This is a genomic window from Candidatus Nealsonbacteria bacterium (assembly GCA_026016225.1).
Taxonomy (GTDB): Bacteria; Patescibacteriota; Minisyncoccia; order Minisyncoccales; family JANBVM01; genus Nealson33H.
In genome coordinates this window covers 74,704-97,233 of sequence record CP061210.1, presented here as the reverse complement: position 1 = coordinate 97,233, position 22,530 = coordinate 74,704, and the positions used below count along the sequence as shown (strand labels likewise).

Below are 22,530 nucleotides of genomic sequence, written 5' to 3'. Positions count from 1 at the left end.
TAATTACGCTACAACTTTTTAACCGTGACTTTCCTTTTCTTTTCTCTTGAAATTTTTGGCATTCTAATTGTTAAAATCCCTTCCTTTAATATGGCATCAATCCGTCCCGGGTCAACCTCAACAGGTAGGATTATTTTCCGGGAAAATGGTCCCCAATAACATTCTTGGGAAAAATAATCCTCACTTTCTTCAGCAGGTCTTTTTCTTTCCCCTCTAATGGTAATAAGGTCTCCTTCTACTGAGATATTTAATTCTTCGGGTTTTACACCGGCAATTGCTGATTGGATAATTAATTCAGATTCTGTTTGATAGATATCGACCGCTAACTGTCCTTCTGTTTTAGGCCATTCTTTGTCCTTTAAAGCTAAAGTTGCGGAGGATTTTTTTATTTCAACCTTTTCTTTTTTCTTCAATTTTTTTTCCGCCGGCTGGCGGATTGCTTGCTTTTTCTCTTCTAACTCAATCGATATTTGTTTAATTTCTTCATTCTCTATTTTTTCTTTGTTTAGCTTTTTTTCAGGTGTTTCTTCTATGTCCATTCCTTTTTTAAGTTTTTCGAAAAATGAAGTTCCCATAGTAAATAAAAACGAATAATTAATAATTAAAAATTTCTTGATTAGAGCCTGCCATTCTCTTTAGTTTTTTAAAGCCAAAAGAAACAAAGATAGCAGCAGTCACTAAAAGAAAAAAGGGAATTATTAAAGTGTTTAAACCTTTTTCCATTTCTATTATAGAAAAATTATAAAAACCATGCAACAAGATAGCTAATATCATACCTGCTAAAATTAATTTTTTCCGTTTTTCTTTTTCAAAAAATGAAAGACCGATAAAAAAACCAATTATGGCTGAAGAGAGAGTGTGCAAAAAAGTAGCTCCTAAAAATCTTAAAATAGAAATTTCAAAAATTTTCCCAAAAAAGACAGGAGTTAATAAAGGGAGTAAAAATTCGCCTCCGGTAGAACTTTGACTTCCTACAGAAAACAAAACCAAAAGATTTTCTGCTGCCGCAAAACCTAAGGCTGCAATTATCATATAAATCATAGCATCTACCGGTTCATCAAACTCAGGGTTGTTTAGAATTTTTAATTTTATTAATGAAAATTTTAAACATTCTTCAATTAAAGCTACTCCTAAAAAAATATTCAGAATTGAAACGGTAAAAGGGGAAAGGTTGAATATCTTAATTTCAAAAAATGCTTTTTCAAGAAAAATTGCCGGAATGGTTAATAGCATTCCGTAAAAAAAAATTTTGAAAATCATTAATTTGGGTTCTGGCTTAACGTCTCTCCTTAAATAAAATTGGAGCCAGAGAAGACTGGGCAATACTCCAAAAAAAATATAAAGGGAATAATTTAAAATATAATTCATAATCTTGCCTTTTCAGTTACCCAAAAACCCAAACGTTTTCCAAAGATTAATCTTGTTTGAGCATCTAAAGCTGGAATACCTCCAAAAAAAATTAGGGTAATGGGTAACATTAACCACTGAAGAGCCAATGAGACATCTTTTAATTTACCAAACTTTTTTGGTTTTGGCGGTAAAATTAAGAAACTAATGATAGAAGAAACAAGCATTCCTATCATAGATATTGTCATCATACTTCTGGTTGCCCGCGGCAAATTATATGATAAAAGAGTAATATTAAATTTTTCTCCCCCTAAAACTAAGGGTAACCATCCTAAAAAGAAAATCAATAAAGACGCAACTGCCCAGGACCAAAAGCCATCTAAGATATTCCAGCAATGATATAGTTTTTTTGAAAGAGAAATCTTTTTATTTTTTAAAAAACCAAATAGTAAAAAAGGGATATCAACGCATCCCCAAGCCCAACGCCTTTGCTGCTTATACTGATTAATTATTGTTCTTGAAAGATTTTTTGCTAAAACAGCATCCATTGAAACTGGATAGTGGATAGGAATAACACGGTAGTCTCCGTCATAAAAGAGGTAGGACTTCCAAAATATTCTTGAGTCGTCGGGCACAACATTTTTTGGATAACCTACTTGTTCTAAAACACAAAAAGGTACGGAATGAGAAGAATAGGTTACCAGCGCTTCCGGTCTTTCCTGTTGCATCATTTGCCAGAAAGTATTGGATGTTGCCACAAGCCTCGAAAAGTTAGGAGCTGACCAAATATTATTGTTATAGACAGGAATTGGCTGATAAGAAGCTCTATAGGGATTTTTTATTGTTAAATAATGAAATGTTAAACAAGCAAAATATTGGGGATAAGGTTTAGTATCAATATCAAAGCTCGACACAATAATATTTTCTTTTTTAATTTTTAAAGGTTCAATTATTTTTTTCTTCACCGTTTTTATTGCCCAGGCGGCATTTGAACCTTTACCTTTTATTTCTCCCGGAATGTTTTTAGGATGAACGGTGATTAAAAACCTTAAGAATTTTTTGGAAAATCGTTTCTCTATTTCTTTTGTCATTTTTTGAACGCTTTTACCTGCTCTCTCTTCTATTGCTAAAACCACAATCATTCTATCTTTTGGATATTGACAATCAGATATTGCCTGACAAGAACTTTCAACTATTTCCTTACTTTCATTATACATAGGCAAAACTATCAAATGATAAATCTTATTCCATTCCTCATTAAGCTGCTCAAGTTTTTCTAACCAGTCAGTCTTGAGGTTTTTTCTCATTTGTTTAAAACTTGCTATTTGATGAAAAGATAAATAGACAATCTTTAACAGCCAATAGAGGTCAAATAAAATAATGAAAATGGCCACCGTTGTCGGGGTCAACCAGGATAGGAAAAAAGCTCCAATTAGAGTTATCCAAGATAAAAACCCTGGGATGATTTCCAGGAAACGATATAAGAATTTTTCTTTAGAATCTTTTAGACTTTCAGCTTTTGAAATATCTAAATAGTTTTTCATATGGCCCCAAGGGGAGTCGAACCCCTGTCGGTAGGTTGAAAACCTACTGTCCTAACCATTAGACGATGGGGCCAAAAACTGGTTTTAAGCTTGTTTAATTCTTAATTTTATCTCAAAATTGGAAAAAGGCAAGTCATTTTAAGTTTTAGAGAAAAAATAATGAAAAATAAAAACATAATCATTCTCGCTATTGAAACCTCATGTGATGACACTTGCGTAGCTTTAATAAAAGGCGGCGAGAAAAAGAAGTTAAAGATTAAAGTATTATCAAACCTTATTTCTTCACAGGTGGAGATTCATCAAAAATACGGTGGCGTTTATCCTTTTTTAGCAAAGAGAGAACATCAGAAAAATCTTCCCTTACTATTTGAAAAAGCAAAAAAAGAGGCTGAATCCGCCGGCCGGCGGAGCAAGATTGATTTGATTGCTGTTACCGTGGGTCCGGGGTTGGAACCCTGTCTTTGGGTAGGGGTGAATTTTGCCAAAGGTTTGGCTAAAAAATTAAAGTTACCAATTATCCCTATCAATCACATTGAATCTCATATTTTTGCCAGTTTGCTTGTGCCAACCGGTTCAAATTCCAAATTTGACTGTTGTTTAAAACCCGGCTTTAAACACTTAAATAATATGTTTCCGATAGTTTGCTTGGTGGTAAGTGGAGGACACACTCAATTAATACTGATGAAAGAATTTGGTAAATACAAAATTCTTGGGGAAACCAGGGATGATGCTGCCGGTGAATGCTTTGATAAAATCGCAAGAATGTTGGGGTTAGGTTATCCGGGAGGACCCGCCATAGAAGTTGAGGCTTCTAAAAAGGTTAAAGGTTTAAAGTTCAAAGTTACTCTACCTCGACCAATGATACATCAGAAAAATTATGATTTTAGTTTTTCCGGGTTAAAAACAGCAGCTTTGTATAATTATAAGAAACAAAAATCAAATGTTAGAAAATCAATAGATTATGTCCGGGCAATGTCGGCTGAAACGCAACAGGCAATTATTGATGTTTTAATTTATAAAACCATTAAGGCAGCCAAAAACCACAAGGCAAAAACAATAATTTTGGGAGGAGGAGTGGCTGCCAATGATGAATTGCGTAAGCAATTCAAATATAAACTAAAAACCCTAAACCATAAAGTGAAATTTTTGGTTCCGTCAAAAATTTTCTGTACTGACAACGCATTGATGGTAGCTATAACAGCTTATTATTACCGGGTTTTAGAGATTAAAAAAGACTGGAAAAAAATAACCGTAAATGCTAATCTTAGAATTGAAAATGAAATCTGAAATCCCAAAAGTCCACAATCCAAAAACTGTAGAAAATCGCATTTATAAGCTTTGGCTAAAGAGCGGTTTTTTTAATCCCGACAAACTTTTGGGAAAAAGAAAAAAGCCATTTACTATTATGCTGCCTCCTCCTAATGTTACAGGAAGACTTCATATGGGACAGGCTTTAAATGCAATTATTAATGATATTTTAATCCGTTGGAAAAGACTTAAAGGATATAGAACCCTATGGCTGCCCGGAACCGACCACGCTGGAATAGCTACCCAGGTTCAGGTTGAAAAAGAATTGAAAAAAGAAGGTAAAACTCGTTTTGATTTGGGTAAAAAACTATTCATAAAAAGGGTTTGGCAATGGAAACGAAAATACGGAAATGCTATCTTAGAACAATTTGAAAAATTAGGCTCTTCTTTAGATTGGTCAAGAACAAGATTTACGATGGACAAAGAATATTCAGCAGCCGTGAAAAAAGCTTTTTTGAATTATTATAAGAAGGGTTTAGTTTATAAAAAAGAACGACCAATTAATTGGTGTTCAAGATGCCAGACCAGTTTATCAGATTTAGAGGTAGATTATAAAGAAGAACAAGGAAAATTATGGTACATAAGATATCCGCTTAAAAATACAAATTACAAAACACAAACTACAAAATATATCGTAGTTGCGACGACAAGACCCGAAACAATGTTAGGTGATGCGGCAGTAGCCGTAAATCCAAAAGATAAAAGGTACAAAAAATTAGTTGGTAAAAAAGCAATTTTACCTTTAGTTAATAGAGAAATTCCAATTATTTCTGATAGACTTGTTGATTTGGAATTTGGGACAGGAGCTGTAAAAGTTACTCCAGCCCACGATTTAAAAGATTACGAAATTGGTATTTCTCATAACTTGGATATTACTCAAGTTATTGATGAAGAGGGTAAAATTAAAAAAAATGCACCGGCTGATTATCAAGGTCTATCAATTTTAAAAGCAAGAGAAGCAATTGTTAAAGACTTAAAAAAATTAGGATTAATAGAGAAGATTAAAGATTTTTCTCATCAGGTTCCTTTTTGTGACCGCTGTAAGACAAAAATTGAGATTTTACCTTCTAAGCAATGGTTTGTGGAGATGGAAAAATTAGCAAAGATGGCTGAAAAGGAAGTCAGGTCAGGGAGAATAAAATTTCATCCAAAAAGATTTGAAAAGATTTATTTCGATTGGATTTCAAATATAAAAGATTGGTGTATCTCAAGACAAATTTGGTGGGGCCATAAAATTCCTATTAAAGGTTCTGAAGATGTTTTAGACACCTGGTTTTCTTCAGCTCTCTGGCCATTTGCAACGCTCGGCTGGCCCAAGAAAACAAAAGATTTAAAGAAATTTTATCCAACAGACGTTTTATCAACAGCCAGAGACATTATTAATCTCTGGGTGCTGAGAATGATATTTTCAGGGATGGAATTTATGAAAAAGAAACCTTTTAAAGATGTTTATATCCATCCTACTGTTTTGACAAAAGAAGGAAGAAGAATGTCAAAATCTCTTGGAATAGGTATTGACCCAATGATTTTAATTGAGAAATATGGAGCTGATGCTTTAAGATTTGGATTTGCCTGGCAGCTTACAGGAGGACAAGATATTAGATTTAGTGAGGACAGTATTGTTATGGGGAAGAAATTCTGCAATAAGATTTGGAATGCAACGAGATATATATTGTTTCAAATTCAAAATTCAAAACATGCCTTGTGCCGAAGCGGAGCTTCCGGTGCGGGGTTTAAAATTCAAAACTTAACCAAAGCAGATAAAAAGATATTAAAGGCTTTAGAAAAAACAATAGAATCTGTTGACGCACACTTAGAGAATTTTAGGTTTGGAAAAGCAGCCAGGATTCTTTATGAGTTTTTCTGGCATGATTTTTGCGATAAATACATTGAACAATCAAAACTGCAGGTTAAAAATGCTAAATCAAAAAAAGAGCAAGAAGTAACCAAGAAAATCTTGCTATATGTGTTATTATCTTCTTTGAAGCTTTTACATCCTTTTATACCTTTTATTACAGAAGAGATTTACCAGAATTTACCAATTAAAAATAAAAAGAAGTGCTTAATGATTGAGGACTGGCCTTATTCAAGGTGAATTATTTTGCCAAATTCTTTTATTTCATCCGCTAAAAGCGGATATTTTTTTAATTGAGGGTCTTGTTGTAAAATCTTTTGGGCCCAGGACCTTGTTTTTTCAACCAAAAATACATCTGATAGGGAAGACATAGCTAAATCCGGTATTCCCCACTGCCTGGCGCCAAAAACTTCACCAGGTCCCCTGATTTGCAAATCTTTTTCCGCTAGTTCAAAACCTGTTTTTGAATCCAGAAGTGCTCTTAAGCGCATTCTTGTTTTTTTAGCTCCTGAATCAGTAAATAAAAAACAGAAAGATTGGTCTTCTCTCCTTCCAACTCTTCCCCTAAATTGGTGGAGCTGTGATAAGCCGAATTTATCAGCTCCTTCAATGAGCATTAAGGTGGCATTAGGAATATCAATACCTACCTCTATTACTGAAGTAGAAACTAAAACATCAATTTTTTTATTCTTCATTTTTTTCATTACTTCTTCTTTCTCTTTAGACTTCATTTTTCCGTGAAGCATGGCTACTTTTAATTTAGGGAAAATTTTTTTTGATAATTTCTCATATTCTTTTTTAACAGCTTTTACGTCTGACCAATTCTTACTTGTTTCTGTGCTTTCTATCCGAGGGCAGATAACAAAAACCTGTTTCCCTTTCTTAACTTCGTCTTTAATAAAATCGTAAACTCTTTCTCTTTCTTTTGGCGGGATTACTTTTGTGATTATTTTTTTTCTTCCTTTTGGCATTTCATCAAGCAAGGACAGGTCCAAGTCGCCATATAAAGTTAAAGCCAACGTTCTTGGAATAGGGGTTGCAGTCATTGATAATAAATGAGGTATAAGTTTTACTTGCGAGTCTGCTCCCTGGCAGAGGCGGGCTCGTTGTTCTACTCCAAATCGATGTTGCTCGTCTAAAATTACTAAAGCTAATTTCCCAAACCTTACTTCTTCCTGGATTAAAGCATGGGTTCCGATAATAATATCTATTTCTCCCTCTTTTATCTTTTGTAATAATGTTTTTTTAGTTATTTTTTTTTCAGAGATTTTAGAATTACTTCCTGTGAGAAGCCCAATTTTTAATTTAAAATCTTTTAGGATATTTTTAAGGTTTTTGAAATGCTGCTCGGCTAAAATTTCTGTCGGTGCCATAAAAGCTACCTGATATTCGGCTTTAGCTACGTTTAAAGCAGCAATGGTAGCAACAATTGTTTTTCCAGAACCCACATCACCTTCTAACAACCTGTTCATTGGTCTTGGTTTTTCTATGTCCTTTAATATTTGCCAGGCAGATTTTCTTTGGGCATTGGTCAGTTTAAAAGGCAGAGAGTCAACAAAACTTTTTACAATCTTCAAATCAAAAGGAATAGAGATTGCTTTTTCCATTTTCAATCTCATTTTTTCCCTGAGAACATTTAACTGAATGAAAAAAAGTTCCTGGAAAGAAAATCTTTTTCTGGCTTTTTTTGCTAATTCTTTTGAATCTGGAAAATGAATTTGCCATAAAGCCTGATTTAATGGTAGTAAACTTTCCTCTTTTTTAATGAGCTCTGGCAGGGAATCTTTGATTTCTTTTTTAAACTTGGCTAAAAGAGGCCTTAAAATATATCTCAGCCATCTTGAAGAAAGACCTTCTGTTTCAGGATAAACCGGAATTAAACCTCCTGTGTGAATTAGATTCTTTTTTTCAGCATCTGATATTTTTTCATAAGAAGGACTGGACAGATAAATTCCGGGATAACTTTTTTTGCCCAGGGCTACTTTTCCTGCCAGACAGACGAGATTTTCTGGTTTTAAGGTATCAATTAAATAAGGTTGGTTAAACCAGATAACCTTAATTGCTCCAGAATCATCTTCTACTATTGCTTCGGTTATAACCATTCGCCTTTTCCAGGTTATGGTGTTTTTGATTTCCAAAATTTTTCCCTGGATACAAACAGTTCCTCCAATCTTTACTTCAGATATTGGTGTTAAAGTCGAAAAATCCTCATAGCGATGAGGAAAATGAAACAAAAGTTCACGAACGGTTTTAATCCCCAGTTTCTTTAACTTTTTTTGATACTGAGGACCGATTCTTGGAATTTTTTCAACAGAAGTAGAGAGATTCATAGAACATGAAACATGTAATCATTTCTTGTGTCCCCGGTAGGACTCGAACCTACAACCTTCAAATCCGCAATCTGATGTTCTATCCATTAAACTACGGGGACATTATTTCTTACTTAATTTATCACAAAATTTATCTAAAAACAAGATTGACTTTATTGATTTTTAAAGATAGAATATAGCCAGTTATCAGGAGGAGTGCGGCGAATGGCAAGCCAGCAGTTTGCTAAACTGTAGCCGTCTAAACAGCGGCCTGTGGGTTCGAGTCCCACCTCCTCCGCCCCTTTTAAGGGTGGGTTGCTCCGAATTGGTAAGGAACTGGTTTTGAAAACCAGCGCCCCGCAAGGGGCTTGCAGGTTCAAGTCCTGCACCCACCGCCCTTTTCTTATAAAAAATTCAATAAAAGCCGGGAGTTTTCCTCGGCTTTTGGTTATCATTGACATGATTTTTAGTTGGCGATAGTTTATACACTGTCTTGGCCGGGCTTGGCTCTGGCAATAACTATTCCTATAATTTTTTTTGCTCCCGATGTTTTTAAAACTTTAGCCGCTTCCTTTATTGTAGAACCTGTGGTATAAATATCATCAACCAATAGAATATTTTTTCCTTTTATCTTTTCTTGATTCTGGCAGTAAAAAGCTTTTGAAACATTTTCTTTTCTTTCCTCATTAGAGAGTTTAACCTGAGGTAATGTTTCTCGTTTTTTTATCAAAACGTCATTGACCAAGGGTATTTCTAAAAATTCTGAAAGCTTTTTTGCAATCTCCTCTGCTTGATTGAACCCTCGCCACCTTAACCTTCTTTTTTCAAGCGGGACAGGAGTTAAAGTAAAGTTCGATTTTTCCCTATAAAATAATGGCGGGTTATCAAGTAATTGAAAATGTTCTATTATTAAGGAAGATAGAGACAAAGAGAGTTCTTTGATAAATGGTTGATATTTGAAATTTTGGATCAGATTTTTAAGTAGAGGACTTTTGTATTCCGTAGAAAAGTATAAATCGTCGAGCTCTTCCGTTTTTAAGATTTGATGAAAATCAGAAAGTTCAAGGATGCTTTTGCAATCTTGGCAGAGATAACATCCTTCTCTATGACAGCCAAAGCAAAATTTTGGGAATAATAAATTGAGAAAAAGGTTTTTTATTTTTTTTCTCATATGATATAATAACACAAAATGCGGTTTTTAGGATTAATCCCACAAAAATTTTTAGGAATAGATATTGGTACTTCATTTATTAAGGTGGTGGAACTCTCGAGTTGGGCAGGGAGGAGAAATCTGGAAAACTATGGCGAGGTTTCGGCTGAGTTTCTTTATAAAAAACCATTCAGGACATTTGAAAAAAGTACTCTTTTACTTTCCACCAAAGATGTTTCCAGAGCAATTAAAGCCATTATTGAAGAGGCTAATATTAAATCACAAAAAGTCGCTTTTTCCATTCCAGATTTTTCTAGTTTTTTTACCACTTTTGAATTACCATCAATGAGTAAAGAAGAAGTTTCTCAAGCAGTGAGAGCAGAAGCGAGGCGACATGTTCCCCTTCCTTTAGCAGAGGTGATATTAGATTGGCAGATAATAAACAGACCTGGAAGAAACAAAGCTGAAAATTTAGAAATCCTTTTAGTTGCGGTTCCTAATGAAGTTGTTAATCAGTATCAAAACATTGCTACTAATTTAAACCTTAAACTTTCAGTTCTGGAGGCAGAAGTATTTGGCCTGGTCAGGTCTCTGGTAAAAAGTGAAGAAAAAGGAATTGTTGGTTTAGTTGATATTGGCGCTAGAAGCACAAGTTGTAGTATAATTGAGAAAAGAGTTTTAAAGGTCTCGCGCAGCTTTGATATTTCCGGAGACAGTTTGACAGAGAGAATATCTAAAGGATTATCAGTGGACTATAAAAAAGCAGAAGAGCTTAAGAAAAAATATGGAATATTATCTTTGGGAGGAGCTGGAAAAGAAGATGAAAATCATGTAAGAGATATTTTGATTCCACTGATTGATTTAATTATTAGTGAGATTGATAAAATTTTTATGAATTTTTATTTAAAAGAAAAAAAGGAGGTGGAAAAGATTATTTTAGCTGGAGGAAATGCTTTTTTGCCCGGTTTATTTGAATATTTTAAAGACCATTTTACTAAAAGAGAAGTAGTGATTGCTAATCCCTTTTCAAAAATTTTCTTTCCTCCAATTCTTGATAAAACATTAAAAGAGATAGGACCCTCTTATGCGATTGCAGTAGGAATGGCTTTAAGAGGAGTGGAATAAGAAAAACATCCCCTATCGGAGGAGGGTCGAGACCTGATTATGCATTACCACTATGGTTGAAATAATACCAAAATCATTTGAGGAAATACCTTCTTGGCAAAGAAATTTACTTTACTTTTTGATTTTTTTGCTTATAGCAATTATTGTAGGTTTTTTCGTATTACGTAATTTTAAAGAAAAGTCAGAGAAAGATCTTGATGCCTTGGAAGAAAGATTGTCTCAAGAAGGAGTCTTCAGAATAATTGATTTAGAAAAAGAGATTCTTGATTACAAGAGAAAACTTGAAGATTTTTCTTTTCTTTTTGAAAATCACATTCTAAACACAAAATTTTTTGATTTTATGGAGAGTAAAACCCATCCTCAGGTTTTCTTTTCTGAAACTAACTTAAAATCTAAAAGCTCAAGGGTTTCTCTTTATGGGCTGGCTGATAGTTTTTTATCTTTAGGACAGCAAATTTCGATTTTTAAACAAGAGGAATTAGTTAAGGACGTGATTTTATCTGATGTTTCCATCTCTAAAAAAGGAGGGATTGAGTTTAATTTAGATATTTTATTTAAAGAGGAGCTTTTTAGATATTCAATAACAACACCAATAAATAAAGACTAACATGAGAAACTATCCACTTTATATTGTAATTACTTTTTCTTTATCTCTTTTACTTATATTTGCTTTATTATTGCCTGAATACAGGGCTTTAAATTATTTAAAGCAAAATATTTTTAAGAAAGATTTTGAACTTCGCTCTTACGAAAAGCACTTTCAAGAACTTCAAGGAATTTTAGATGAAATTAAAGAGAAACAAGAGTCCTTTTTAAAAATTGAATCTGCCCTGCCTAAAGATTCTTCCTTGACAGAGCTTTTGAATCTCTTTCAAAAAACAGCTTCCCGGTCAGGGCTCATTTTAGAAAGAGTATCTCCAGGCTCAACTCCTTCTACTGAAGAAGAGAAAATTAAAACCAGAAAGATTAATCTTTTTTTAAAGGGTGATTACTCTGATTTTAAAAACTTTCTTTCAATTATAGAAAGGTCAACCAGATTAATTGAAGTTGATAATATTTCATTTTCTTACTCAGAAGGAAAAAAGTTATTTAGTTTTAATATAATAACAGGAGTTCATTCCTATTAATTGCGAAGCTAATGGTTTCCTTTTTTAATTGCGAAGCAATTACAAGGAGCGAAGCGACTGGTTCCTTCTTAATATGGCTATAGTATTTAAAAAACAAATAAAGAAACAAAAAAATTTGATTTTAGTTTTTTTAGTCTTAGTCTTAATTACTATTTCCATTGTTTGGTGGAGTCAACATATTGAAGAAGAACTTTTTGTCGAACCAATAATGCACTTTAGGAAAATAAAGATAGATTTTAAAATTTTCGAAAATTCTTTTTTTAAAGAACTTCAACCAATAGAGAAGATACCTGAGTTTGAAGGAGAGATGGGACGGGAAAACCCATTTATCCCTAAACCTAAATAAACCTAATTTTAAATATGTCATTATTAGCAAAATTAGTTAAAAAAGGATTGTTGGAAAAAGAAAAAGCAATTCTTTTAGAAAAAGAAATTGAAGCTTCGGGTAAAAAAGAAGAAGAAGTTCTTTTAGAGAAAAAGGCAGTTTCCGAAGAATCTTTATTTAATCTAAAATCACAAGACTTAGGCATTCCTTTAAAAGAAGTAGATCCAAAAAAAGTCCCTTTGGAAATTTTAGGATTAATACCGTCAGAGACCATTCAACATTATAAAATAATTGTCTTAGCGAAAAAAGATAATGTTTTAGATGTGGGAATGGTTTATCCTGAAGATTTAGATGCCGTAGAGGCATTGAAGTTTTTAACAAGAAGAGGTAAGTTTGATTATAAAATATATTTGATTACTCCTACTACTTTTAATAAAATATTAAAGCAACATCGAAGTTTAACGCAAGAAGTAGGAGAAGCTTTAGAGAAATTAAAAGAGGACTTAAAAGTAAAGAAAGGTCCCGCTCCTACAGCTGCCGAGATAGAAAGATTAATTGAGGAAACTCCTATTTCAAAAGTGGTGGCTGTGATTTTGAGATATTCAGTTGAAGGGAAAGCATCTGATGTTCATATTGAGCCAGAAAAAGAAAAATTAAGAATACGTTTTAGATTACTTGGCTCTTTGCATTCCTCGATTATTTTGCCAATCAGAGCCCATCAGGCTATAGTTTCCAGAATTAAAGTTTTATCTAATTTGAAACTTGATGAAACCAGAATTCCTCAAGATGGTAGGTTTTCAACCATAATAGACAACAAGGACATTGACTTTAGAGTTTCTACCTTTCCAACAACTTTAGGAGAAAAAGTGGCTATTAGAATTTTAGATCCAACAATGGGTTTGAAGAAGCTTGAAGGGTTGGGCTTATCTAAAAGAAATTTAGAGATTCTCATGAGAGCAATTAAAAAACCATTCGGGATGATTTTAGCTACGGGTCCAACCGGCTGCGGTAAAACAACAACTTTATATGGAATATTACAGATTCTAAACAAAGAAAGCGTGAATATTATCACGCTTGAAGACCCGGTAGAGTATTTTATAGAAGGGATTAATCAGTCTCAAATTAGGCCGGAAATTGGTTACAGTTTTGCCAATGGATTAAGGTCTATTCTTAGGCAGGACCCTGACGTTATTATGGTAGGAGAGATTAGAGATGAAGAAACTGCTTCTTTGGCTACTCATGCTGCTCTAACAGGCCATATTGTTTTATCAACCCTGCATACTAATGATTCTTTAGGAGTAATTCCAAGACTACTTGATTTAGGAGTTCAGCCCTTTCTGATTCCAGCAACTCTGAGTTTAGCTGTAGCTCAGAGGTTAGTTCAGAGGCTGTGCGACAAATGTAAAAAAAAGATAAAAGCTAAAGAGGAAATTAAAAATTTAATTTTAAAGGAAGTGGCAGGTTTTTCAAAAAAAGTAAAAGAAGAGATTAAACTTTCAGAACCTCTTTATCTTTGGGAGGCGAAAGGCTGTGAAAGGTGCAACCATGGAGGATTTTCCGGAAGGATTGGTCTTTTTGAAGTTTTTGAAATGACCGAGGAGTTTGCCGAAATAATTTCAAAAGATATTTCAGAGAAAAGCTTATTGAAAGAAGCTAAAAGACAATCAATGACTACAATGAGGCAGGACGGCATATTAAAAGTTTTGAAAGGAATTACCACCATAGAAGAGGTTTTAAGAACAACATAATTATGGCATATAATTCTCAACTTGCAAAACTCTTAGAATTAATAATTAAAGAACAGGCTTCAGACCTGCATCTTTCTGTTGGTCACCCTCCTATTATAAGAATTTCAGGTCGGCTTGTCCCCCTGATAAAGGAGAAAAAACTTTCTCCTGAAGATACAAAAAATCTTGCCTTTGCTCTTATGAATGCTCTGCAAAGAGAAGAATTTTTAAAAGAAAAAGAAATTGATTTCTCTTATGGCTTTAGAGAAAAGTCTCGTTTCAGAGTAAATATATTTTTTCAGAAAGGATATGTTTCCTGCGCCTTAAGATTAGTGCCGGTTAAAATCAAAACTATTAGTGAACTTAATTTACCTCCGGTATTATATGAATTCACCAGAGCCAAGCAAGGTTTTGTTTTAGTTTGCGGTCCTTCCTCTCAGGGAAAGTCAACCACTTTGGCGAGTTTAATTGATGAAATTAACCACACTCGTGCAGACCATATCATTACCATTGAAGACCCTATTGAATATATTTTTACTCCTGATAAATCTATTATTGACCAAAGAGAGTTGGGGCGGGACACTTTGAGTTTTGCTAAAGCTCTTCGTTCGACTTTTCGTCAAGACCCTGACGTAATTATGTTGGGAGAAATGAGAGATGTAGAAACAATGTCCACAGCCATTACTGCAGCTGAAACGGGTCATTTAGTTTTTACTACGCTTCATACAAATTCTGCTGCTCAGACAATTCACCGAATTGTTGATTCTTTTCCTCCCGAGCAGCAAAACCAGATTAGGTTTCAGATCTCGAGCTCTCTTTTAGGAGTGATTTCCCAGAGATTAGTTCCGAGAATTAAGGGAGGGATTATACCTGCTTGTGAAGTAATGATTAGTAATCCTGCCATTGCTAATCTAATCCGCGAAAATAAAGTTCACGAGATTCCAACGGTTATTGAGACTAGTCTGGAACAGGGAATGATTTCTTTAAATCGCTCCTTATCTGATTTGGTGAAAAGAAAAGAAGTTTCCTTAGAAACTGCTCTTATTTATTCTCTAATTCCAAAAGAACTGAAAATGCTTATAAGATAATTAAGATTAAGCGAAGCGCATGAAGTTTAATTATCAGGTCAGAACTAAAAAAGGAGAAATTCAGAGCGGAGTAGTTGAAGCTTCTTCCAAAGAGGCTGTTCTTTCTCTTTTACAAAAGCATGGATATTACGTTACTTATCTTGAAGAAGCCAAAATACCTTTTTACGCCAGGAAAATAGAGTTGTTAAGGGGAATTTCTCAGAAAGATATTGTTCTATTTTCCAGACAGCTGTCAATGATGTTTCGTTCAGCAGTTTCCCTTGTTGAGGCTTTAAGGATTTTAGGTGGTCAGACTAAAAATATACAGCTTCGAGAGCAAATTTTAAACCTATCAGAAGAAATAGAAGGAGGAAGTTCTTTTTCCAAAGCCCTCTCACGTTATCCCGAGACATTTTCCTTTCTTTATATTGCCATGGTTAAAGCCGGAGAAACAGTAGGTAAATTGTCTGAATCTCTTGATTATTTAGCCGAGTACTTGGAAAAAGAATACAATTTAACATCTAAAACAAAGGGAGCTCTTATGTATCCTGCTTTAGTTCTTTTAATGGCGGTTTCGGTTATAGGATTAATGACTTATACAATTATCCCTCAGTTAAAAATTGTGATTGAAGAAACCGGAGCTGAAATACCAAGACTTACCGAGATAGTAATTAGTTCTTCTGAATTTTTAAGGAATTACAGTCTTTTTTTTGTTTTAGGGCTTTTTATTTTTTTCTTTTTACTCTTCAGATATTATAAAACAGAAAGCGGAAAAAGTTTTGTTGATAAAATCTTAATTAAATTGCCCGTTATTGGTCCTTTTCTAAAAACATTATATCTTTCTCGATTAGCAGAAAGTCTTTCTATTCTTTTATCAGGAGGATTAATGATTACTCAAGCTATTGAGCTTTCTGCTGATATCGTCGGCAACTCAACTTATAAAAATGCTCTCTTTTTGCTTAGAGACGAGGTCAGAAAAGGAAAGCAGGCTTCTTCGGTCTTAATCCTTTTTCCAGATATTTTTACTCCTCTATTTATTCAAATGACTTTGGTTGGAGAAAAGACAGGAAATTTAGCCAATAGTTTAAAAGAGGTCTCTGATTTTTATCAAGGAGAAGTTGAGAGAGGAATCACCAATATATTAAATATCTTAGAGCCCGTTTTAATTATTCTTTTAGGAGGTCTGGTTGGAGGATTAATATTTTCTGTTTTAATGCCTCTTTATCAAACAATATCTATTTAATTTTTTCGGGGCGAGGTCAGTCAAAATTTCTCTACCGGGGTTGACAAAATAATGCTATAATTAGAAAATAAAAGAAAGCAATGCGAATAAAAGTTATTCACACCATAGAAATTTTTTAAACAAAAAATTTATCTGAAATAATCGTTATAAATAATTATAAATAACAATATGTTTAAAAAGAATAAAGGTTTTACTTTAATTGAGCTATTGGTAGTTATTGCCATTATTGGAACTTTATCTGGATTGGTTTTAGTTTCTTTAGGTGGTGCCAGGAGTAAAGCCAGGGACGTAGCAAGACAGTCTGATATCAGGCAGATTGCTGCTGCCTTAGAGTTGCAATACAGTGATGATGGAGAATATCCTGTTATTACAGCAGGTACTGAGCCTACTCTTGCGAGAATAACCACTAACCTTGAAACGATAACTCCTACTTATTTAAAGCCTTGGCCCCAGGATCCTGGAGGAGGCAGCCATGATTGTAATAGCACTCAGGGCGCTTACTGTGCATTTACTAGCTCTGCGGGGGGAGACTATTGTGTCGTTGCTGCTTTAGAAAATGATGACTGGTTTACTGCTTCTGATTCTGGAATAAGCACTCTTAGTTCTATTCCTACTGACCTTGAGACTTGTAAGTAAGGATAGCATTATAAATAACACTATGTTTAAAAAGAATAAAGGTTTTACTTTAATTGAGCTATTGGTGGTTATTGCCATTATTGGAGTTTTATCCGGATTGGTTTTGGTTTCTTTAGGTGGCGCCAGGAGTAAAGCCAGGGACGTAGCAAGACAGTCTGATATCAGGCAGATTGCTGCTGCCTTAGAGTTGCAATATAGTGATGACGTGCAATATCCTGCTATTACAGTAGATGCTAATAAGAGAATAAACAGTACGAGCACGACTCCTACTTATTTAGACCCTTGGCCTCTAGATCCTGGAGGAGGCAGCCATGGTTGCAATAGCAGCAAAGGCGCTTACTGTGCACCCGTCAGCTCTGATGCGGGTCCAGAATATTGTGTCTATGCTACTCTGGAAAATGGTAATTTTTTTACTGCTTCTGATTCTGGAATAAGCACTCTTGGCACTGAGCCTACTGTTCTTGATACTTGTAAGTAAGGATAATATTGTTGTAATTGCTAAGTTGGCAGGATTTTTATGCCAACTTTTATTTTAGTTTGAAAATGATACAATGTAGAAAATGAAAGCCTTAATTTATCTTTTTGTCTTTATATTTGGGTTGATTGTTGGTTCTTTTTTGAATTGTATAATTTATCGACTTTCAAAAAAAGAAAGTTTTTTGGTTAAAAAATCTTATTGTCCTTATTGTAAACATACTTTACATTGGCAGGATTTGATTCCGCTCTTGAGTTTTCTGATTTTAAAAGGGCGGTGTCGATATTGTAAAAAACCCATTTCTCTGCAGTATCCCTTGGTGGAGCTCGCTACCGGCTTTTTATTTTTATTAGTAGTATTACAGAATATAGACTCACTGTTTTTTGAGCTTCTTAATTGCGAAGCAATTACAAGGAGCGGAGCGACTGGTTTTCTTATTTTTAGCTTTTTAAATATTCTTTTCTTGTTTCTTGTTTCTTGTTTCTTGATAATTATTTTTGTTTATGACCTTAAACACTATGTTGTTCCAGATAGAGTAGTTTATCCTGCTATATTTACAGCTGGCAGCTGGTATTTAGTAGTTAGTATTTTTTTTAATCATTATCTAAAATACGAAATATTAAACATTATGTATTCTGCCGTTTTAGCTGCAGTATTTTTTTTGGCAATAGTTCTGATTTCTAATGGAAAAGGTATGGGAATAGGAGATGTAAAATTAGCTTTTTTTATGGGATTATTACTCGGCTACCCAAACATTTTAGTTGCTTTATTTTCAAGCTTTTTTTTAGGAGCAATAATCGGAATAATGTTAATTATTAGTGGTAAAAGAGGTTTTAAATCAGAGGTTCCATTTGCTCCATTTTTGGTTACGGGAACCTTTCTGGCAATGTTTTTTGGAGAAAAAATAATTGACTTTTCTCTTCGGCTATTTGTGGTATAACTTAACGAGGCTTAACGAGGGACTGTCCTCTTCCTGTCTTAGTCTAATTTTAAAATAAAAAAAAAGAATTTATGCGAAGAATATCTAATGTCTCAGAATTTGAAGATTATCCCTTTACTCCCTTTAATGCGGTAGAGTTTATCAGTTTAAAGTATAATCTTAGAAAAGTTGTTCAATTGGATTTACGTTCTGAACGTAGATTTTTGGATTTACAAAAAATAGTTAAAAAATTGGGTTGGGCAGTTGTAAAATCTAATTTTAAATTTGATTTAGAAGAAAGAAAAAAAGGAAATTTTAAACGTATAGACATTAATGATAAAAGAAAAGGAGAGTTCCGTATTTATATTTTTAATCCTAAGAGATTTAAAATACCCCATGAATCAGAAAAATTAGGCAGATTAATGGGTTATCCCTCTTGTTGTATTGATTCATATATGGAGTGTATGAAGGCAAACAAAGATATATTTGGATGTATGAATATTACCAAAGATTCAAGTTTTCCTTTTCTGATTAACCCTTTTGCAAGATTAGTATCTAATGCTTACTTAATAAATCACTTCCCTTGCTCTCTTAATTGTAAGAAGAGTTTAAAATTAGCAAAAGCAATATCGAAAGTAATTCAGTCAAATTATCCACACTTTTATAAAAAAATATACCAATATTGCCATTTTCCTGTTTTAGTGTTTCCTAATTCCAGTGCTAATTATGATATGAGAGAAGAAATCCCCCTTCTTCTGTTAATGGAGAAATCAAAGGAGGAGCAAAGTTATAAAATCTTAAGCAACGCATTACGTAATAATTTATATAAGAATTTTGAGAATGCAGATACAATTGTAGTATCTCGGGAAAACATAAAGGTTTTTAGGAATAATATCTTAAAGAGTCAAATTGATAGAAGTGCCGTAGAATTCTATTTTCTCGTTCCTTATTAATACCTATACGAGACCCATCTTCGCAGAGGTATTGATTCTCGCTATACTCAAAAATAAAATTATTTTTTAAACTCAAACATTAATAATGTTAGATTTACAATGGTTAGTTTTTGTCTTATACTGGATAGTAATGAACAAACCCAACAAAAATTTATATTAATAAAACAATGCCAAGAATAAAAATTCATAAATCAGAAAATAAAATAATTGTTTCTGTAAACCCAAAGCTCTACCCTTTACAGGCTCTATATGGTGCAGCTTATGTTTTTTTAGACCGGGCTTATATTTTTTTAGACGGCGACCCTAAAAAAGAAGTTTATGTTAGTCTAAAAGGGAAAAAGAAACTTACAAAGAAAGAAATAAGGGCTTTGGCAGATGAGTTTTTAAATGAACTTTTAAATTATAATCTGAGGTGTCAGATTTCAAAAGATAACCGCAAAATCAGAGAATACATAGTGGGAGCTGCTTTAATAGGCGCATCGGGAGAGGACACCAAGAAATTAATACAATCAGATAGAAAAGATTGGCAAAAAGACCCCTTAGGGATTGCGGTTCCTTGGGAAGAGAAGTACGGAAAAAAAGCATTATGACTATTTTTTTTAACAAAAAATTTTATTCGCTTGAAGCCATAAAAAAAGCTATTAAAGCCTACGACGAACTGGCTGTTTTTAAACTTAAAGAAAAAAAGAACAATATTAAGGTTGATATAAGTAGAATAGAGAAAAGCGTTAAGGCTCTTATTAAGGATGAATTCTGCAACTATGTTCTGGCAGAAACCAAAAGATTTAAGTAGTAGCTTTTAAATATTTTTTATAACTATTATGCCATTAGACTTAAACAAAATTAAGTTGAATACTAAAAAGGTAGCCTTTTGCCGTTTTAAGAAATTAGATGATAAATATTTATTAACTAATGACGTGGGATTTTATAAATTTTTAAAACCTGCTCAATTTAAAGATTTTATAAAGGGAAAATTAAAAGAAGAAAGCGAGACTTATCAAGAATTAAAAGAGAAAGGATTTATCAAGGACGATTATGATATAGACAAGATGATTGATACCTACCGTTGTTATAACAGTTTTTTATTCCAAGGAACTTCTCTTCATATAGTAGTTGTTACCCTAAGATGTAATTTTAAGTGTATTTATTGTCAAGCCAGCCGTCGTCCGATGGAAGAAAAGCAATATGATATGAGTAAAGAAACAGCCAGGAATGTGGTGAACATGATGTTTGAGAGCCCGAGTGATATCATTACCATAGAGTTTCAAGGAGGAGAGCCTTTGGTCAACTGGCCGGTGGTAAAATTTATTGTTGAATATGCAAGAAAAAAGAATAAGAAGGTTAAAAAGAAACTTTTAATTTCTTTGGTTACTAATCTCAGCCTAATGACAGAAGAGAAATACAGGTTTTTCATTGAGAAAAAGGTAAGTCTTTGTACTTCTTTAGATGGGCCTGAAGAGCTTCATAATAAAAATCGACCTTGGACAAAAGGAAACAGTTATCAGATTGTCACTTCCTGGATAGATAAAATAAAAAAAGAAGAAAAAGAGGAGGAGAAGAGCGGTCGGGGACGCTACCACTTATCTGCCCTTACCACCATATCCAAGTTCTCCCTTCAGTATCCAAAGGAGATTGTAGAAGAATATTACAAGTGGGGTTTTAGGGGTATTCATTTGAGACCATTAAGCTTTTTGGGTTTTTCAGGAGGAACAGCTAAGGAAAAGATTGGCTATTCGGCCAGGGAGTTTATGGAGTTTTGGAGAAAAAGTATGGATTATATTATAGAAATCAATGTCAGAGGGAGATTTTTTTATGAAAGAGGGGCGGCAATAATGCTGAAGAAGATTTTAACAGACGAAAATCCTGGGTTTCTTGATTTAAGGTCGCCCTGCGGAGCAGCGATTGGACAGTTGGTTTATAACTATGATGGTAGGGTTTATACTTGTGACGAGGGGAGAATGGTAAAAGATGACACTTTCATGCTGGGAGATGTAAATAAAGATGCTTATGAAGAGATAGTTTCCAACCCCAAAGTCAAAACAATGATTACAGCTTCCACCTTAGATAATTTATCGTGTGACTATTGTGTCTATAAACCCTATTGCGGGGTCTGTCCGGTTTTGTCTTATGCTCTTTATGGTAACCTTTTTCCACAATTCAGAAATACTGACCAGTGTAAGATACATGAAGAAATGTTTGAATACCTCTTTAGAAAAATAGAAAACGAAGAAGTAAAAAAGATTTTCCTTCAATGGGTAAAACGAAGCCGGGGATAGTTTATTTGAGAAAAAACATGTTCAGACCGAAATCTTTTCATCTTCAGTGGCACATTACAGAGAGATGTAATCTCCATTGCAAACATTGTTATAGCGACCCAGCACTCTTAAAGAATGAGTTATCTCTTCAGGAACTGATTGGGATTTTAAACCAATACGTAGAACAAATTGAGAAGTGGGAATTACCCAAACGAGCGGTTCGAATATCCTTTACCGGAGGAGAGCCATTCATAAGAAAGGATTTTTTTGACCTTTTAGAAAAATGCTATGAGAACCGAAACATAACCCAGTATGGGATATTAACCAACGGGACCTTGCTGAATCGAAGTATTATAAAGAAACTCAAAGACTTAAAAGTAGACTACATCCAGGTAAGTCTGGAAGGGACTAAAAAAACAAACGATTACATTAGGGGAAAAGGGACTTTTGAAAAAATAATAAGAGCAATTAAGTTGTTAAGAGAAGAAAGAATATCAATAGGTATTTCTATGACGGTAAGTAAGATAAACATTCAGGATGTACCAGCTGTAATTAATCTTGCCAAGGATTTAAAAGTTAATTTCTTGGGTATTAGACGGCTTGTTCCTCTCGGAAGGAGCAAGGAAGTAAAAGGGATGGTTTTGACCCCAGAAGAGGTTAGAAAATTATTTTTATATATTTTAAAAATAAAGAGAGATTCTAAAATTAATATTGGAATAGGTTGTGAGGACGGTATATTAGCTCAAGAAATGCATTATTTACCTATCGGCTGTTCTGCTGGTTACGCAAGCTTTACTGTTCTTCCCAATGGCGATATCTATCCCTGCCGGCGGCTGCCCCTGCTTTCGGGAAACTTATTAAAGCAGTCATTCAGCAATATTTACTATAATTCCAAGGAACTTCAAAGATTAAGGAACTTAAACAATATCAACGATGTCTGTCAGGACTGTCCCTTTTTTAATGAATGTCAAGGGGGTGCCAAGTGTATAAACTATGCCCATTTTGGAGACCCTTTTTCTCCTTCTCCCCAATGTTGGAGGATATTTAAAGAATTGCCTGACCCGAATTTAAAATGGAGAGCCGGCAAGAAAGAGAAAGAGGAGAGACTGGACCAGAAATGGATTGAAGAAGATTGAACCTTGAAATGCTTTCTTTGGGATTTTCA

Annotated in this window: 22 protein-coding genes and 4 tRNA genes; 19 read left to right on the top strand and 7 right to left on the bottom strand. The window is 33.9% G+C overall.

Going from position 1 to position 22,530, the window contains the following annotated elements; translation table 11 throughout:
- Positions 1-8 precede the first annotated feature (8 nt).
- The 4 genes from IB617_00485 to IB617_00470 all read right to left on the bottom strand — a co-directional run bounded on the left by IB617_00485 (position 9) and on the right by IB617_00470 (position 2,964).
- Positions 9-575, bottom strand: coding sequence for an Hsp20/alpha crystallin family protein (locus IB617_00485; GenBank protein UZE93314.1), 567 nt, complete (start codon positions 573-575; stop codon positions 9-11).
- Between the two features lie 19 nt (positions 576-594).
- Positions 595-1,368 (bottom strand): PrsW family intramembrane metalloprotease, encoded by a 774-nt coding sequence (locus IB617_00480; protein UZE93313.1) that lies wholly within the window; start codon positions 1,366-1,368, stop codon positions 595-597.
- Positions 1,365-2,891: a glycosyltransferase family 2 protein gene (locus IB617_00475; GenBank protein ID UZE93312.1), complete on the bottom strand. Its 1,527-nt coding sequence runs from the start codon at positions 2,889-2,891 to the stop codon at positions 1,365-1,367. The genes IB617_00480 and IB617_00475 overlap by 4 nt, the downstream gene beginning before the upstream one ends.
- 1 nt (position 2,892) lies before the next feature.
- Positions 2,893-2,964, bottom strand: a tRNA-Glu gene (locus IB617_00470).
- 86 nt (positions 2,965-3,050) lie between these two features.
- Between IB617_00470 and tsaD the strand changes: the two genes are divergently transcribed.
- Positions 3,051-4,178 carry a tRNA (adenosine(37)-N6)-threonylcarbamoyltransferase complex transferase subunit TsaD gene (gene tsaD, locus IB617_00465; protein ID UZE93311.1) on the top strand — a complete coding sequence of 376 codons (1,128 nt, stop codon included), beginning with the start codon at positions 3,051-3,053 and terminating at the stop codon, positions 4,176-4,178.
- On the top strand, positions 4,168-6,294 hold the full coding sequence (gene valS / locus IB617_00460) for a valine--tRNA ligase (GenBank protein ID UZE93310.1): 2,127 nt from the start codon (positions 4,168-4,170) through the stop codon (positions 6,292-6,294). The genes tsaD and valS overlap by 11 nt, the downstream gene beginning before the upstream one ends.
- Here valS and recG read toward each other — a convergent pair.
- Positions 6,282-8,384, bottom strand: a complete 2,103-nt coding sequence (gene recG / locus IB617_00455) for an ATP-dependent DNA helicase RecG (protein UZE93309.1) — start codon at positions 8,382-8,384, stop codon at positions 6,282-6,284. The two genes, valS and recG, sit on opposite strands and share 13 nt — an antisense overlap.
- Before the next feature lie 28 nt (positions 8,385-8,412).
- Positions 8,413-8,485, bottom strand: a tRNA-Arg gene (locus IB617_00450).
- A gap of 88 nt (positions 8,486-8,573) precedes the next feature.
- On the opposite strand from IB617_00450, the gene IB617_00445 reads away from it, so the two are divergent.
- Both IB617_00445 and IB617_00440 read left to right on the top strand, forming a co-directional pair.
- A tRNA-Ser gene (locus IB617_00445) sits at positions 8,574-8,661 on the top strand.
- A gap of 11 nt (positions 8,662-8,672) precedes the next feature.
- Positions 8,673-8,758, top strand: a tRNA-Ser gene (locus tag IB617_00440).
- An 86-nt stretch (positions 8,759-8,844) separates the two neighbouring features.
- Here the strand turns inward: IB617_00440 and IB617_00435 are convergent.
- Positions 8,845-9,534 (bottom strand): ComF family protein, encoded by a 690-nt coding sequence (locus IB617_00435; protein UZE93308.1) that lies wholly within the window; start codon positions 9,532-9,534, stop codon positions 8,845-8,847.
- Between the two features lie 18 nt (positions 9,535-9,552).
- On the opposite strand from IB617_00435, the gene pilM reads away from it, so the two are divergent.
- The 15 genes from pilM (at position 9,553) to IB617_00360 (ending at position 22,501) form a co-directional block, all read left to right on the top strand.
- The gene (gene pilM / locus IB617_00430; protein UZE93307.1) at positions 9,553-10,638 is read left to right on the top strand and encodes a type IV pilus assembly protein PilM; all 1,086 of its coding nucleotides are present in this window, start codon (positions 9,553-9,555) and stop codon (positions 10,636-10,638) included.
- A gap of 52 nt (positions 10,639-10,690) precedes the next feature.
- Positions 10,691-11,245 (top strand): hypothetical protein, encoded by a 555-nt coding sequence (locus tag IB617_00425; GenBank protein ID UZE93306.1) that lies wholly within the window; start codon positions 10,691-10,693, stop codon positions 11,243-11,245.
- A 1-nt stretch (position 11,246) separates the two neighbouring features.
- Positions 11,247-11,765, top strand: coding sequence for a type 4a pilus biogenesis protein PilO (gene pilO, locus IB617_00420; protein ID UZE93305.1), 519 nt, complete (start codon positions 11,247-11,249; stop codon positions 11,763-11,765).
- A gap of 73 nt (positions 11,766-11,838) precedes the next feature.
- Positions 11,839-12,111, top strand: a complete 273-nt coding sequence (locus IB617_00415; protein UZE93304.1) for a hypothetical protein — start codon at positions 11,839-11,841, stop codon at positions 12,109-12,111.
- 14 nt (positions 12,112-12,125) lie between these two features.
- Complete coding sequence (locus IB617_00410) at positions 12,126-13,838, top strand: type II/IV secretion system protein (protein ID UZE93303.1); 1,713 nt, start codon at positions 12,126-12,128, stop codon at positions 13,836-13,838.
- A 2-nt stretch (positions 13,839-13,840) separates the two neighbouring features.
- Positions 13,841-14,905, top strand: a complete 1,065-nt coding sequence (locus IB617_00405; GenBank protein ID UZE93302.1) for a type IV pilus twitching motility protein PilT — start codon at positions 13,841-13,843, stop codon at positions 14,903-14,905.
- 19 nt (positions 14,906-14,924) lie between these two features.
- Entirely contained in the window at positions 14,925-16,127 is a 1,203-nt protein-coding gene (locus tag IB617_00400; protein UZE93301.1) for a type II secretion system F family protein, read from the top strand.
- A 168-nt stretch (positions 16,128-16,295) separates the two neighbouring features.
- Complete coding sequence (locus IB617_00395) at positions 16,296-16,763, top strand: prepilin-type N-terminal cleavage/methylation domain-containing protein (GenBank protein ID UZE93300.1); 468 nt, start codon at positions 16,296-16,298, stop codon at positions 16,761-16,763.
- Between the two features lie 22 nt (positions 16,764-16,785).
- The gene (locus IB617_00390) at positions 16,786-17,241 is read left to right on the top strand and encodes a type II secretion system protein (protein UZE93299.1); all 456 of its coding nucleotides are present in this window, start codon (positions 16,786-16,788) and stop codon (positions 17,239-17,241) included.
- Positions 17,242-17,323: 82 nt separating this feature from the next.
- Positions 17,324-18,178, top strand: a complete 855-nt coding sequence (locus IB617_00385; protein ID UZE93298.1) for a prepilin peptidase — start codon at positions 17,324-17,326, stop codon at positions 18,176-18,178.
- A gap of 71 nt (positions 18,179-18,249) precedes the next feature.
- Positions 18,250-19,110: a DUF483 domain-containing protein gene (locus IB617_00380; GenBank protein UZE93297.1), complete on the top strand. Its 861-nt coding sequence runs from the start codon at positions 18,250-18,252 to the stop codon at positions 19,108-19,110.
- Positions 19,111-19,277: 167 nt separating this feature from the next.
- Positions 19,278-19,700 carry a His-Xaa-Ser system protein HxsD gene (gene hxsD / locus IB617_00375; GenBank protein ID UZE93296.1) on the top strand — a complete coding sequence of 141 codons (423 nt, stop codon included), beginning with the start codon at positions 19,278-19,280 and terminating at the stop codon, positions 19,698-19,700.
- Positions 19,697-19,903 (top strand): hypothetical protein, encoded by a 207-nt coding sequence (locus IB617_00370; GenBank protein UZE93295.1) that lies wholly within the window; start codon positions 19,697-19,699, stop codon positions 19,901-19,903. The genes hxsD and IB617_00370 overlap by 4 nt, the downstream gene beginning before the upstream one ends.
- Before the next feature lie 28 nt (positions 19,904-19,931).
- Positions 19,932-21,386: a His-Xaa-Ser system radical SAM maturase HxsB gene (gene hxsB / locus IB617_00365; GenBank protein ID UZE93294.1), complete on the top strand. Its 1,455-nt coding sequence runs from the start codon at positions 19,932-19,934 to the stop codon at positions 21,384-21,386.
- Positions 21,362-22,501: a radical SAM protein gene (locus IB617_00360; protein UZE93293.1), complete on the top strand. Its 1,140-nt coding sequence runs from the start codon at positions 21,362-21,364 to the stop codon at positions 22,499-22,501. The genes hxsB and IB617_00360 overlap by 25 nt, the downstream gene beginning before the upstream one ends.
- The last annotated feature ends 29 nt before the right edge of the window (positions 22,502-22,530 follow it).

Bases quoted from the DNA above. Each gene is read 5' to 3' on its own strand.
- IB617_00485 (UZE93314.1), bottom strand. From the start codon at position 575: ATGGGAACTTCATTTTTCGAAAAACTTAAAAAAGGAATGGACATAGAA.
- IB617_00480 (UZE93313.1), bottom strand. From the start codon at position 1,368: ATGAATTATATTTTAAATTATTCCCTTTATATTTTTTTTGGAGTATTG.
- IB617_00475 (UZE93312.1), bottom strand. From the start codon at position 2,891: ATGAAAAACTATTTAGATATTTCAAAAGCTGAAAGTCTAAAAGATTCT.
- tsaD (UZE93311.1), top strand. From the start codon at position 3,051: ATGAAAAATAAAAACATAATCATTCTCGCTATTGAAACCTCATGTGAT.
- valS (UZE93310.1), top strand. From the start codon at position 4,168: ATGAAATCTGAAATCCCAAAAGTCCACAATCCAAAAACTGTAGAAAAT.
- recG (UZE93309.1), bottom strand. From the start codon at position 8,384: ATGAATCTCTCTACTTCTGTTGAAAAAATTCCAAGAATCGGTCCTCAG.
- IB617_00435 (UZE93308.1), bottom strand. From the start codon at position 9,534: ATGAGAAAAAAAATAAAAAACCTTTTTCTCAATTTATTATTCCCAAAA.
- pilM (UZE93307.1), top strand. From the start codon at position 9,553: ATGCGGTTTTTAGGATTAATCCCACAAAAATTTTTAGGAATAGATATT.
- IB617_00425 (UZE93306.1), top strand. From the start codon at position 10,691: ATGGTTGAAATAATACCAAAATCATTTGAGGAAATACCTTCTTGGCAA.
- pilO (UZE93305.1), top strand. From the start codon at position 11,247: ATGAGAAACTATCCACTTTATATTGTAATTACTTTTTCTTTATCTCTT.
- IB617_00415 (UZE93304.1), top strand. From the start codon at position 11,839: ATGGCTATAGTATTTAAAAAACAAATAAAGAAACAAAAAAATTTGATT.
- IB617_00410 (UZE93303.1), top strand. From the start codon at position 12,126: ATGTCATTATTAGCAAAATTAGTTAAAAAAGGATTGTTGGAAAAAGAA.
- IB617_00405 (UZE93302.1), top strand. From the start codon at position 13,841: ATGGCATATAATTCTCAACTTGCAAAACTCTTAGAATTAATAATTAAA.
- IB617_00400 (UZE93301.1), top strand. From the start codon at position 14,925: ATGAAGTTTAATTATCAGGTCAGAACTAAAAAAGGAGAAATTCAGAGC.
- IB617_00395 (UZE93300.1), top strand. From the start codon at position 16,296: ATGTTTAAAAAGAATAAAGGTTTTACTTTAATTGAGCTATTGGTAGTT.
- IB617_00390 (UZE93299.1), top strand. From the start codon at position 16,786: ATGTTTAAAAAGAATAAAGGTTTTACTTTAATTGAGCTATTGGTGGTT.
- IB617_00385 (UZE93298.1), top strand. From the start codon at position 17,324: ATGAAAGCCTTAATTTATCTTTTTGTCTTTATATTTGGGTTGATTGTT.
- IB617_00380 (UZE93297.1), top strand. From the start codon at position 18,250: ATGCGAAGAATATCTAATGTCTCAGAATTTGAAGATTATCCCTTTACT.
- hxsD (UZE93296.1), top strand. From the start codon at position 19,278: ATGCCAAGAATAAAAATTCATAAATCAGAAAATAAAATAATTGTTTCT.
- IB617_00370 (UZE93295.1), top strand. From the start codon at position 19,697: ATGACTATTTTTTTTAACAAAAAATTTTATTCGCTTGAAGCCATAAAA.
- hxsB (UZE93294.1), top strand. From the start codon at position 19,932: ATGCCATTAGACTTAAACAAAATTAAGTTGAATACTAAAAAGGTAGCC.
- IB617_00360 (UZE93293.1), top strand. From the start codon at position 21,362: ATGGGTAAAACGAAGCCGGGGATAGTTTATTTGAGAAAAAACATGTTC.